This is a genomic window from Thiomicrospira aerophila AL3 (genome assembly GCF_000227665.2).
Lineage (GTDB): Bacteria > Pseudomonadota > Gammaproteobacteria > Thiomicrospirales > Thiomicrospiraceae > Thiomicrospira > Thiomicrospira aerophila.
The window spans coordinates 1079898-1092799 of sequence record NZ_CP007030.1; the positions used below are offsets into that span (position 1 = coordinate 1079898).

At 47.0% G+C, this 12902-nt stretch carries 9 protein-coding genes; 3 read left to right on the top strand and 6 right to left on the bottom strand.

What is annotated here, in order from left to right; translation table 11 throughout:
- Complete coding sequence (locus tag THIAE_RS05210) at positions 1–900, top strand: DMT family transporter (protein WP_006460353.1); 900 nt, start codon at positions 1–3, stop codon at positions 898–900.
- Between the two features lie 125 nt (positions 901–1025).
- Here THIAE_RS05210 and yjgA read toward each other — a convergent pair whose 3' ends face one another.
- Genes yjgA through smc form a run of 4 tightly spaced genes read right to left on the bottom strand, consistent with a single transcriptional unit; the run spans position 1026 to position 8208 of the window.
- Complete coding sequence (yjgA, locus tag THIAE_RS05215) at positions 1026–1571, bottom strand: ribosome biogenesis factor YjgA (protein WP_006460355.1); 546 nt, start codon at positions 1569–1571, stop codon at positions 1026–1028.
- Positions 1555–3666, bottom strand: a complete 2112-nt coding sequence (ligA, locus tag THIAE_RS05220) for an NAD-dependent DNA ligase LigA (RefSeq protein ID WP_006460356.1) — start codon at positions 3664–3666, stop codon at positions 1555–1557. The genes yjgA and ligA overlap by 17 nt, the downstream gene beginning before the upstream one ends.
- 16 nt (positions 3667–3682) lie before the next feature.
- The gene (locus THIAE_RS05225; protein WP_006460357.1) at positions 3683–4639 is read right to left on the bottom strand and encodes a cell division protein ZipA C-terminal FtsZ-binding domain-containing protein; all 957 of its coding nucleotides are present in this window, start codon (positions 4637–4639) and stop codon (positions 3683–3685) included.
- Positions 4636–8208 (bottom strand): chromosome segregation protein SMC, encoded by a 3573-nt coding sequence (gene smc / locus THIAE_RS05230; RefSeq protein WP_006460358.1) that lies wholly within the window; start codon positions 8206–8208, stop codon positions 4636–4638. Before smc ends, THIAE_RS05225 begins: the two co-directional genes overlap by 4 nt.
- Before the next feature lie 85 nt (positions 8209–8293).
- Between smc and THIAE_RS05235 the strand changes: the two genes are divergently transcribed.
- Both THIAE_RS05235 and THIAE_RS05240 read left to right on the top strand, forming a co-directional pair.
- Positions 8294–9580, top strand: a complete 1287-nt coding sequence (locus THIAE_RS05235; RefSeq protein WP_006460359.1) for an FGGY-family carbohydrate kinase — start codon at positions 8294–8296, stop codon at positions 9578–9580.
- Positions 9581–9612: 32 nt separating this feature from the next.
- A complete protein-coding gene (locus tag THIAE_RS05240; protein WP_006460360.1) occupies positions 9613–9969 on the top strand; it encodes a HopJ type III effector protein in 357 nt (118 codons plus the stop codon).
- Positions 9970–10017: 48 nt separating this feature from the next.
- Here THIAE_RS05240 and THIAE_RS05245 read toward each other — a convergent pair whose 3' ends face one another.
- Both THIAE_RS05245 and THIAE_RS05250 read right to left on the bottom strand, forming a co-directional pair.
- Positions 10018–11910 (bottom strand): SurA N-terminal domain-containing protein, encoded by a 1893-nt coding sequence (locus THIAE_RS05245; protein ID WP_006460361.1) that lies wholly within the window; start codon positions 11908–11910, stop codon positions 10018–10020.
- A gap of 36 nt (positions 11911–11946) precedes the next feature.
- The gene (locus THIAE_RS05250; protein ID WP_006460362.1) at positions 11947–12726 is read right to left on the bottom strand and encodes an HAD family hydrolase; all 780 of its coding nucleotides are present in this window, start codon (positions 12724–12726) and stop codon (positions 11947–11949) included.
- Positions 12727–12902: the final 176 nt, after the last annotated feature.

Here is a 12902-nt window from a genome sequence, read left to right on the forward strand (position 1 = left end):
ATGTTACCAATCAGTCTTGCCTATCTGGTGGTGATTCTTATCTGGACGACGACCCCTTTAGCCATTCAATGGAGTGGTGAAGCAGACTGGTTTTTCGGCGTGGCCGCGCGACTCATTTTGAGTGCACTTATTATCCTACCGCTGATTATCCTATTTAAACAACAACGCTTTGATCTTAGCTGGTCTGCGCTCAAAGTCTATGGTGCTGCGGCCATCGGCTTATTAGGTGGGATGACTCCTGTCTATTGGGCGGCTCAAACCATGCCATCAGGTTGGATTGCCTTGATTTGGGGCATTAACCCAATTGTCACCGGCCTGCTGATCTATTTTATTTTACAAACAGAACGCTTAACGCTGGCCAAATGGCTTGGGATTGGGGTAAGCTTAATTGGCTTAATGGTATTGTTTGTACCCAACCTTGAATCAGCTTCGACCCAAGATTTATTACTGCAAGGTCTAATCGTGGCCTTGATTGGGGTGTTTTTTCACTCATTGAGCACCGTTCTGGTTAAAAAAACTGCCCACAACCTGCCACCGCTACATGTGGTAACCGGTGCATTATGGATCACCAGTATCGTGTTTTTAATCCTGCAGCCAAGAGTGCTACTTGATTGGCCAGAACTCTCAGTGCGCACCAGTTGGGCACTAGGTTATTTAATCCTGATTGGCTCGGTAATCGGATTTGCGCTCTATTATTACGTGCTGAAACATTTAGATGCGCTACGCTTAGGCATGATACCGATGATTACACCGGTATTTGCGGTGGCACTTGGGGTGGCAGTCAATGATGAACAACTGACCTGGCCGGTTATTATCGGGGCGATGTTGATATTAGCAGGCCTGCTGCTATTTGAATTGGAACGGTTTTACCGGCTACTTAAGCGTCGCCGGCAATCTTGACAGATCTGTTAGTAATCAAAAACGACCTGGACGACGCGGCGCCTTGCCCATTGTTTTGCGCATGAGTTTATTAATTAGTTGCATAATAAAACGCCGTAGCATCATCTTTACCAATGGATTATTCATTACCACTCCAGTCCTCGTAAATATTGGAAAATAGCCCGTGCGGATTTAGGCGGCTTGTTTTGCTCGGCTTCTTTTAACGCATTGCGCACATGTTGGCGCAATAGGGTTCGATCGGCCTGCGGAAAATCTTCAAGTAAGGCATTGAGTGCTTCGTCACCGTCACTTAATAACCGATCCCGCCAACGCTCCAACTTTTGAAAGTGTAAATTTTGCTTTTTAGCGCGCTCTTCGGCTTCAATTAACCGAGCTCTAATCTCCGCTAACTCGTCTTCATGTTGGCGCAACCATTTACCAATAAACAAACGCTGACGTTTGATCGCCGGACCCGCCGTCATAGTTTTTAATAACAACACAGCGTCCAATAATTCTTGTGGCAACTGCATTTTTTTTAGCTGGCTGTCACTAAACTCAGCAAGCGACACCCCAATATCGGTCACTTCCTGCGCGGCTAATTTTATATCTGTGCGACTGGTAAACTCTTCCTGCTCCCATTCTGGGATCGGTTTTTTACGATTTACCTTGCCCACATTACGTGGTCGAACCATCTACTGCTCCTAAAACGCGCGTTAATTCATCAGCCTTGATGATGGGAATGCCCAACGCCTCAGCTTTGGTTAGTTTTGAACCGGCTTTATCACCGGCAATGAGAAAATCCGTATTTTTGGAGACGCTACTGGTCACTTTAGCGCCCAAACTTTCAAAGCGCTCTGCCAGCTCAATTCGAGAAAATTCATCAAAACTGCCGGTAATCACCAGGGTCTTATTAACAAACGGATGATCATCTGTCGCTTGCTGGGTTGAGTCATTGGCCTGTTTGCTTAGGCTTTGGTTTGAGCTGCTAGTGGGCCAATGAATGCCGGCTGCGATCAGTCCGCTAATCACTTCACGATTATGTGCCTGGGCAAAAAATCGCTGAATTTGCTCAGCCACTACAGGACCAATATCGGTAATCGCCAGTAGTTGGCTGGTATCGGCCGCAATTAAATCATCAATTGAGCTAAAGGTACGCGCCAGGTTTTTGGCCGTCACCTCACCTACCTCCGCAATACCTAGCGCAAAAATGAAGCGCGCAAAGGTGATTTGCTTGGATGCGGCTATTGCATCCAGCAGATTCTGGGCTGATTTTTCTGCCATCCGCTCAAGTTTTAATAAACTCTCCAATGTCAGCTGATAAAAATCATCAGGATGGGACACCAAACCGGCCGCGACTAATTGGGTGATGACTTTACTGCCTAAGCCTTGGATATCCATCGCTTTACGCGACACAAAATGCTCTAGTGCGCGCTGCTGTTGCGCAGGACAATACAAGCCTCCGCTACAGCGATAAACCGCTTTGTCAGGATCCTTAAATACCGCGGAGTCGCATACAGGACACTGAGATGGCATGCTAAATTCGGCTAGCTCGCCCACTCGTTGATCAGCAAGTGAGGCGACGATCTCGGGAATCACATCACCGGCACGTCTGACGATAACCTTGTCCCCTATGCGAATATCTTTGCGCCGAATTTCATCAAGATTATGCAAGGTGGCATTGGACACCACTACGCCACCTACAGCCACTGGCGTAAGTCGTGCCACCGGGGTCAGTGCCCCGGTACGTCCAACCTGAATGTCGATGCCTAATAAGTCAGTCCACACCTCTTGCGCCGGAAACTTGCGTGCAATGGCCCAGCGCGGAAATTTTGCGGTAAACCCGAGTGCCGTTTGCGCCGATAAATCCGCTAATTTATAGACAATGCCATCAATCTCATAGGCCAAATCTGGCCGCTTCTGAGATAACTGCTGATAATAGGCCAGCATCTTATCCAGGCCTGCTACTGCCTGGCCAAGCGGGTTAATCGGTAAACCCCATTGTGCTAATAACGCCATCACACCAGGGTAGTCTTTCGGCCAAGGAATGTCCTCACTGACTTCACCCCAGCCATAGCAAAAAAAGTTCAAAGTGCGTTGTGCGGTAACCTTCGCATCTAATTGTCTTAAACTACCTGCTGCTGCATTGCGTGGATTCGCAAAGGGTTTATCACCTCTGGCGAGTTGTTGCTCATTGAGCGACGCTAACGATGCTTTGGTCATAAACACTTCACCGCGGACTTCTAATACCGCTGGCCAGTGATCACCTCGCAATCGCTTGGGAATATCTTGAATAGTGCGCACATTATGAGTGACATCCTCACCTGTTTCACCATCGCCACGGGTCGCTGCGGTGACTAATCTCCCTGATTCATAGCGCAAACTTAGTGCCAAACCATCGAGCTTGGGTTCGGCAAAAAACGCCAATTCAGTTGTGGATTTAGCAACTAATGGATGCTGAATCTGGACCAGACGATCATAAGCGCGTTGATAAAAGGCACTCAGATCTTGGTCATCAAAACTGTTATTTAACGACAGCATAGGCATGCGATGGGTTATAGGTGCAAAAGCCTGATGGGAAGCAAAACCAACTTGTTGCGATGGCGAATGTTCCGTCACCCAGTCTGGGTGCACAGCTTCAACAGCGAGAAGGCGTTGATAAAGCTGATCGTATTGCGCATCACTGATAATCGGGCGATCGTCCCGATAGTAGGCTTGATTGTGCAGCATAATCTCAGCACAAAGTAGGAGGTAGTCCTGTTGGGTTAAAACCGAAACGTCATCCTTCATTGTGGCTTAATGACCATTACATCCGTGTCGTTTCATAGTCGAGCGCACGTTCACGCATGGCTTGCAAATCAGTTTCCCGAATCATGCGACGCTCCATGTCATACATTCGACCTCGTAAACTTTGTGATACGCGCCGCGCAGTCAGGATCAGTTCATCCATGGCACGAGGCGCTTTGATATGCGTAGGTAACTGTAAAATGATCGCAATACCAGCGGTGCTCGCACCCTCTTCCCATTCGGCAGGAAACACCCCTGGTTCAAAAATATTGGCCACTCGCAACACGGTCTTATTATTGACTTTTTTAACAAAGATACCCGCTTCAGCGTTAAAGGTTAAGCCATTGGTTTTAAGCACTTGATCAATCGCCTTAATTGAGAACTCGTCGGCAATAGACAAAACAAGTATGGCAAAAGTTTCGGGCTCGCTATTATCAAGCGGCACTTCAAGTTGACTGGGCGCCTCAGCATAGTTATGACGACCGTCACGCACTTCTTTAGGGTAATAGGTATCATCAGCCGGGAACATATCATCGATTTCGATCACTTTGTGTTTAGGTCCATCTTGATTGTTTGCCAACTTAGCAGACTGATGGCCAAAAGCAGAAGCGGCTCTATCTTGCTCACGTTCCATTTCAGCTTCTAATTCGAGTTTAGCTTGCAAATAATCAAATGCATCAGCATCGTCACGACCCGATTGACCCGCTAGAGAAGAATGAGTGGATAAATCTTCATCTGCTTTGAAACTTGGAATTTTATCTTCAAACGTCGCTCTTGTGCTGGCTTGACTAGGCTGATTTTCAGTGGCTTTGCTTATACCCACCTTAGCAAACTGATTTTTAATATTGAAAGTCTTTTTTTGCTTAGGTTCCTGCTCAGTTTTAATATGACGGGAAGATCGTTTTTGACTGACAAAATAAATTGCCACCACCACGACTAGTGCAAAAGCCAATAATATCCACTGCATTTCATTCATGCGCCTTCATCTCCTATCATCTCAACGGCCTTTGCTAAATCGACACTTACGAGTCTTGACACACCGGGTTCATTCATACTGACACCAAGCAATTGCTGTGCCATTGCCATGGTAGTCTTGTTATGGGTAATAATAATGAATTGTACCTTTTCTGATAGGCTTCTGACTAGCCCACAGAAGCGAATAACATTCGAATCATCTAATGGGGCATCGACTTCATCCAGTATACAGAAAGGCGCTGGACGCAATTGAAAAATGGCAAAGATTAACGCCAGTGCTGTTAAGGTTTTCTCACCACCAGACAAAAGTTGAATTCGACTGTTGCGTTTTCCTGGTGGTTGCGCCATCACCGCAACCCCATCCTCTAACGGGTCGTCATGATGATTAAGCCAACTAAGTGTCGCTTTGCCACCTTTAAATAACTGCGGAAACAATTCGGCAAAACCTTGATTAACCTGATCAAAGCAACTTACTAACTGAGTACGACTTTGTTGGTCAAGTGCCGCCATAACTTGCTCAAGTTCGTTAATAGACTCGGCAATATCCTGGTAATTAGTCACTAATTCTTCTAAACGTTCCGCCAACTGATCGCGCTCGTCAATGGCGGTCATATTGACATTACCCAACGCCTGTAACCGTTTTTTAGCATCACGTAATTGCGCTTCCAAGCCACTTAAGGAACAACCTTGCAGATCAGGTGGTTGATGTGCGCTTGGGAGCGCCAAACCCTCTTGCTGAATTTGTTCGGTCAGTTGTTGCAGTTGTTGTTGCTGATGGGCCAACTGCTGTTGCAGACTCTCAAGTTGATATTGTGCCGCTTGATGCGCCTGCTGGCATTGCTGCGCTTGTAATTCCGCTTGCTCTAACGTCTGTTCGGCTTGATTCACAGCCTGTTCAAGCTCCGCAAGATGTTCTACCATAGCCGCTAACTTGGCTTCTTGCTCTACTAATGCGTCTGAAGCTACGTCAGGCAGAGCGTCTGAGTTGGGTTGCCATTGTTGTAAGCCCTGTTCGGCTTGTAAGCGTTGTTGTTGGTAATGTTGCTTTTGCAACAGCACTTGATCCAGCTGCTGTTGCTCGACCACACGTTGCGCTTGGTGTTGACTATATTGATTTTCAATGCGTTGCTGTTGCTGCACCAGCGGTAACTTGGCTTGCTCCAACTGTGTCCATGCGGTTTGCGGTGCCTCTAAATCAGCCTGCGCTTGATCCAACTCGTCGTAACGCAGCTCTAATTCGGTATCGAGCTGGTCAAACTCCTGCTCGAGTGCCTCAAGCTGGTGTTGAGCTTGTACTAGCTGCGCTTGATAGCGTTGTTGTTGCAGCAGATTCGTGGCTTGGCGTGCCTGTTCTTTGGCATGCTGTTGCTCAAGCGTTTGTAATTGTTCGTTCCATACTGGCAGTTGTACTTGTAGGGTTTGCCAGGCCTGCTGCTGAAGCTGTAGCTTGGCCTCTTGTTGACTGAGTGCCTGCTGCGCTGTATCTTTGGCTTGCTCAAGTTGGGGGAGTTGTTGCTCAAGTCGCGCTATTTCATCAGCACGGGCTAAATAAATCGCGCCTTCAGTCTCACGTTGATCCTGATAAGGTGCTTGCCAAGCGTGAGGAAAATAAATCCGCCCCGCTTGATCAATAATCGCTTGATCAGCAGCAAGCTGAGCTAACTGCTGTTGCAAGGAGAGATGAAGATCACGCCGTAACAGGTTATTGGCCAAGGCGCGCAAGGCCAATGGAGCATGAATAACCTCGGCTAAACTGCCTGCCATCGGTTCATAGGTTTCTGTTGCGGGCGGCCAGAGCATAAAAGCAATAGTGGTTCGAGGCGGTTCTGCTGCATCTATCAGCTCAACAGGTGAACGATCAAATACTAAGCCATGAATGCGCGGACCTAGCCAAGCCGTCACGGCCTCTTGCCAGGCTGACTCGACTTGCAGGCTCTCAATGAGCCATTGATAAGGCGTAACAAACGCCTGCTGCTCGGGCTGATTGTCTAATTGCGATTGCGCCTTATTGCGCCAACTTTGTTGTAATGCTTGCAATGCATTATAGTGTGCCAGCTGAGTTTGCCAAGCCTGCTGCGCATCTTGCAGGGCTTGCTGACATTGTTTTTGATCTTCCAGCGCCTGCTGCACCGCCTGCGCTAATTGCGTTTGCTCCTGCTCAGCGTCCAGAATCCGCTGACGCAGAAGCGCCAGATTATTAAGCGTGTCCTGCTCACCCGTTGCTAAGGTCTGCAGCGCTGAATCCGTCTGGGTAGCGGCCTCTGCATTAAGGGTATCCGTTAACCAGGCCTGCTGCTGTTTGGCTTGCTCGATTTGGCGCCAAAGACCTTGTTTCGTTGATTCGGCCTGTTGGCACTGTTGATTAAGGCGCTGATATCGGGTTTCAGCCTGCGTCTTAGCCAATACATACTGACTTTGTTGTGATTCAATGCTGGTAATTCGTTCGGTCAGTTCATCCAATAACTCCAATTGACTGTCCTGCTCTAAATTCAATTCATCAAGTTTTGCACGTAGCGAGGCTTCTGTTTGTGTCAGATCAATTAAGGCCGATTCCGCTTGCTGTTGCTGTTCGGTTAAATGCTTAAGCATTTGTTGTTGCTGTTGGCCTTGTTGCTGAGCAAACTCATGCTGTTGTTGCAGCCGACTCACTTCTTTATCAAGCTGATGATAGGCTTGGGTGTGCGCCTGCCAGGCCTGCTGATTTGCTTGGCGTTGTTGTTTGGCGTTAATCCATGCAATTTGTGCCGCATCCCAGGCTTGTTTAGTTTCGCTAAACAATGCCTGTTGCGCACGTAATTCATCACCCAAATCTGCCAATTTAGTCAGGGTTTGATACCACTTAGTTTGATAGACTTGCCAGGTAAGCGTTTTTACCTGAGATTGAATATCTTGAAACGCTTGCGCTTGCTCAGCTTGGCGCACTAAATGTTGATGCTGATGCTGCAATTCTTCTTGCAGCAAGCTCAGTTGATTCAGATTATCTTGCGCTTTGTTTAACCGCGTTAAGGTTTCTTTACGCCGTTGTCGATAGCCTGCAATACCGGCTACCTCCTCAATATAATGGCGTAAATCTTCCGGTTTAGCTTCAATAATACGACTGATAGAACCTTGGCCAATTAAGGCATAACTACGTGGCCCAAGACCGGTGCCATTAAATAAATCCAACACATCGCGCCGCCGACACGGCTGATTATTCAGATAATAGCGCGTACCGTCTTCACGATGATGAACCCGTTTTACTGAAATCTCAGTTAGCCGACCAAACTGGCCTGCGAGCACATCTTGTTGGTCTGACGATTCAGCTAGCGCAGTATTATCAAATAGCAATTCAACACTGCATTGACTCACCGGCGCGCGTTGATCACTGCCACTAAAAAGCACATCGTTCATCTCACCGCCACGCAACTCACGCGCAGAACTTTCGCCCATCACCCATCTAACCGCATCTAAACTATTGGATTTACCACAACCATTTGGACCTACAATCGCCGTCAGCGCATGGGCCAACTGCAATTTGGTAGGCTCTACAAAGGATTTAAACCCGACAATTTTTATCTGTGATAAGCGCATGGACGATTCAATGAAATAGGCGTCATAAGATTAATATGAATGGGATTATAATAGGCTTTTATTTTTTGCACAGGTTTTTAAAACAGTGACCGGCACCTCCGCATATATTTTAGGCTTAGATTTAGGTACGTCTGGCTTTAGAGCGCAACTGGTGTGCGAGGGCCAAAGTGTCTTCGCTGCCCATCAAGCTCGCATCGATACCTATGCTAAACAACATAACTTTTTGCCTAGCGAGCAGTCTACCCAAGACTGGTTGCTGATGCTTGACGGTTTATTTGCGCAACTCAAAGACTTTCTTCCACAAGTCAAAGCAGTGATTGCCGATGCCACCTCAAGCACGGTTATCGGACTTGACAAGGATAAGCAAGTCATTGAACCGGCTATTATGTATAACGATAACCGCGCGCAAGCTGAGGCCAAGTCCTATCGCAACTTACTGGCTGCGGATTCGCCAGCGCAAGGCGCGCAAGCCAGCTTAGCTAAAGCCCTGTGGTTATTTAAACACACCGCCACTAAACACATCTGGCATCAACTCGATTGGCTCTATGCGCAATTCCTGGATCCACCGCTGCAATTTGCATACTCGGACGTAAATACGCAGCTGAAAATGGGCGTTGATCCTGTGAAGTTAAGCTGGCCGGATAGCGTGCAGGCCCTTGCTAAATGGCCGCTGCCCCGGATACGCCTGACTGGCTCACCGATTGGCACAGTGGGACAACAGGCTCGGCAACGCTGGGGATTGCCTGTAAGCTGCCAAGTCTATGCCGGTACCACCGACAGTATTGCCAGCTTTTTAGCGACACCAGCGGCAAGACCCGGTGATTTGGTCATTACGATGGGATCGACCCTGGCATTTAAACTACTGAGTTCCAAACCACTCGCATCGGCTAAACATGGGCTTTATAGTCATCGGCTTGGCCAGGCCTGGTTAGTCGGCGGTGCCTCTAATGCCGGAGGCGCAATTTACCAAACGCGTTTTAATACCGAGCGTTTAAGCCAGTTGAGTCAACAATTAGTGGGGAGAGCTCAACCCGAACTCGCACGCTACCCCTTAACGCAAACCGGGGAACGTTTTCCTTTAGCGGATCCTCAACACCCCGCCAGCCACTTTGATGATTTAACCGATGAGCAAGCATTTATTAGCATGACCGAAGGCTTGGTTGCACTTGAACAAGCCGCTTATGATCAACTTACTCGCATGGGGGCTAAGATTGAACGCATCTTTAGTATTGGCGGCGGCGTGCGTAACCAGGCCTGGCAAGCACGACGTCGTCAGCTGTTTGGTGATAGACTAGCGCCCTTGCCTGACCCAGATGCCTCCACCAACTCGGCGGCTTTTGGCGTCACCCGTTTAATCACCGAATCGTTTTAATAGGAATCTTTTTAATACATTAGGAGACGAGTATGTCTGCAATACGTACACCTTCAGCGTTAATCCAACAACTTAATCTTGGCCCTGTCACCTTTAGCGAGGTGATCGCCACCATTGAAGCACATTATCATTTCACCCCTACCGCATTTAGTAATGGTCAACAAACTAACGAAGCAGGACAAAACAATGGCTCTTGTAAGATTTTTGCTTTTGCCAAACTGCATGGTTTAGATACGCAGGCTACCTTAAATGCGTTTGGTGATTTTTATACCCAAGACGTGCTTGGTCATCCTGATGCAACTGACCATCAAAACATTCGCCAATTTATGCAACAAGGCTGGTCAGGTATTCGTTTTAATGGTAAAGCGTTGCAGGAGAAAGCTCAATAAAAAAGCCGTGACAAGCACGGCTTAAAACTATGAAGCTAAAACGACTAATTACCTTAGGGTAAGGTAATTAGATTTTTTATCAATCTTAGCTGTTAAACGCAAACTCGCCATTAGCGCTTCTACTTCAGCGGTTTGATAGGTTTCTTGCAAAATCAGTGCTAACTGATTACGCAAGGCAGCGTTATCAGCTTGTTCACTGCGCCCCAATTCATTCACCCTAACCAATACCGTATCACCCGTCACCAATTGGACGCTATTCCAAGTAGGTTGCGCTGATGTAGGTTTGGCCGCTGAAAAAGCCGCTGCGGTAATTTGTGGCAGAATCTGTTGGTTTTCCCGCTCAATCCAACCTACTGGATGCCATTCGATGCCTTCGCCAATTAAAGTCTCAACCGCGACACCATCCTGTATTTGCGCCAACAAACTTGCTGCACGTTCAGCAGAGCGACTGATACTATATTCGCGCACTAATTGACGCTCAATATCAGCACGTACTTCCTCTAAAGCTTGCAAACGCGCCGGTTGATGTTCGGCAATACGCACCACCACCGTCTGATTTGGACCCACTTCAATAGGTACTGAGTTCAAACGCTGTTGTAGAACATCATCAGAAAAAGCCGCTTCCATTACAGTACGACGTGAGGTGACTTGTTCACGTCCGCCATCACGCGTGACCATCCGTGTGGTCGCAACAGGCAAATTCAATTGCTCGACAATTGGATCTAGGCTGTCAGGTTGCTCAAAAGCGATTTGAGTCATCTGCTCTAGTAACTCAAAATACACCCTCTCCGCTTGCTCTAGTCGTACCTGCTGCACGACCTCATCACGAATTTCGTCTAAACTTGGAAGTTGCATCGGTTTGATATCAGTGAGTTTAATGATATGGAACCCAAATTCAGTCTGTACTGGTTCACTGACGTCGCCAACAGCTAAATCAAATACGGCCTGATCAAACGCCTCGACCATCATACCGGCTTCAAAAAAATCTAAATCACCACCTTGACGTGCCGAGCCTGGATCTTCAGAGTAGGTTTGCGCTAGTTCTGCAAAATCTTCACCTTCTGCGAGACGTTGTTGTAACTCAGCCAATTTAGCCAGGGTTTCATCGCCTCGGTCAGTTAATAGGATGTGACTTGCACGACGCTGCTCAGGCACGGCAAACAAACGCTGATTTAATTCAAAGAAATCCGCCACTTGACGATCAGTAACTTCAATATCCTTGGCAATCTCAGCTAAGGATAAGGTGACATAAGCTAGCGACACGCGCTCTAGCTGTAAATAGTCATCTTCATTAGCCGCATAGTACTGCGCAATTTGCTCGTCGGTAATTTCAGCTTCTTTATTAAACACACGATGATCAACACGGACATAATCCACATGACGTGTTTGCGTTTGAAGGTCTAAAAGAGCTTGCTTTTCAAAAGGAAACACGGGCGTCGAACTGGCCAATAAATTTTGAAATTGAGTTTCGAGCAGGAAGTTACGCTGGTCACGCTCAAAGGTCGCGGGCGTAAAGCCATTACGCGCTAACAGGTCTTGATATAAGCGCTGTGAAAAAACACCGTCTTCATAAAACACATCGGCACCCTGAATAACTGCAGCTAGCTGGGCATCAGAAATGACCACACGATTATTTACCGCCCATTGACGAATCAACGAACTGGTAATCAAGCTATCCAGTACTTGTTCACGCAGCACTTCGTCATCAACCACTTGATCATACATATCACCAAACTGCTGGCGAAGACGAACACGTTGTGTATTGTAGACCTGCATAAATTCTGTGGCACTGATACGCTCGTCATTCACTTCAGCGACCACTACAATCCGATCACCTGTAGCATATTGGTCTATACCCCATAACGCAAAAGGTACAATCAACACACCTACAATTGCCCAGGCAATCCAACCCTGAACTTTTTCTCTTATTGCCAGTAACATGCAAACTCCCTGTTGCCTTGTTAAAAATCGTTAAATTTATGCTTGATGTAAATAGCGCAGTAGGCTGACATCAACATAAGTTGCATTCACATTCGATGAAACTTTACCCCCCAAGACCTTAAAGGGCTTTAAAGGCTCACCGAGTTGATCTAGCACCCAGGCGGCACCGGTAAAATCTTCGTGCGCGGTATAATCGTTAATCGTAATAAGCGTTTTAAGCCGACTATCGAGTGCCGATTTCAGGCCATTGCGTGAATCTTCAAACGCCATTGCTTCACTCGGATTTATCTTCATTTGCGCCATCGCCCAAATATAAATGTCGGGCGCAGGTTTTTTAGCTGGTACGATATCACCGGCAGCAATCACGTCAAACCATTTAATGGCATCGCGCCCAAGCGTGCTTTTTAACAAAGCGGTGACATTTTCTGGCGTGGTAGTGGTCACTATAGCTAGTCTAAGCCCCTCACTTAAGGCTTCATCTAGTAAACGCTCAACTCCTGGACGTAAGGGAATTTTACCCTCAGCCATCAATTGCATGTAACGGTCGGTTTTGGCCAGGTGCAAGCCTTTAACAAATTTATCCAAATCTGCCGGGGCACGAAACTGCTTATTAAACTCAGCTAAATAAAACTTGATCCGTTCTTTACCGCCCGTTACTTTTAAAAGTTTGCCATATAAGGCTTCGTCCCAATTCCAATCCAAACCCGCATCACTAAAGGCTTGATTAAAAGCGACGCGATGCCCTTCTTTTTCTGTGTCGGCCAATGTGCCGTCAACATCAAATAACAGCGCCGATAAATTTGCAGTTGATGCCATAAAACACCTCTTAAAATTAAATGCGCTAATCATAGCAAAATTAACGCATAAAAGCCCAAATTTACCAACAAATGCCCGGGAGTTAATTAATATTTCATCTTTTTATAACTTGTGCAAACATTGTAAACCTGATATAAATCCCGTTTAATTTTTAGGGATTAAGGCTTATTACCGAC

Coding starts and splice junctions, on each gene's coding strand:
- THIAE_RS05250 (WP_006460362.1), bottom strand. CDS start 12,726: ATGGCATCAACTGCAAATTTATCGGCGCTGTTATTTGATGTTGACGGC.
- yjgA (WP_006460355.1), bottom strand. CDS start 1,571: ATGGTTCGACCACGTAATGTGGGCAAGGTAAATCGTAAAAAACCGATC.
- THIAE_RS05240 (WP_006460360.1), top strand. CDS start 9,613: ATGTCTGCAATACGTACACCTTCAGCGTTAATCCAACAACTTAATCTT.
- THIAE_RS05225 (WP_006460357.1), bottom strand. CDS start 4,639: ATGAATGAAATGCAGTGGATATTATTGGCTTTTGCACTAGTCGTGGTG.
- smc (WP_006460358.1), bottom strand. CDS start 8,208: ATGCGCTTATCACAGATAAAAATTGTCGGGTTTAAATCCTTTGTAGAG.
- ligA (WP_006460356.1), bottom strand. CDS start 3,666: ATGAAGGATGACGTTTCGGTTTTAACCCAACAGGACTACCTCCTACTT.
- THIAE_RS05210 (WP_006460353.1), top strand. CDS start 1: ATGTTACCAATCAGTCTTGCCTATCTGGTGGTGATTCTTATCTGGACG.
- THIAE_RS05245 (WP_006460361.1), bottom strand. CDS start 11,910: ATGTTACTGGCAATAAGAGAAAAAGTTCAGGGTTGGATTGCCTGGGCA.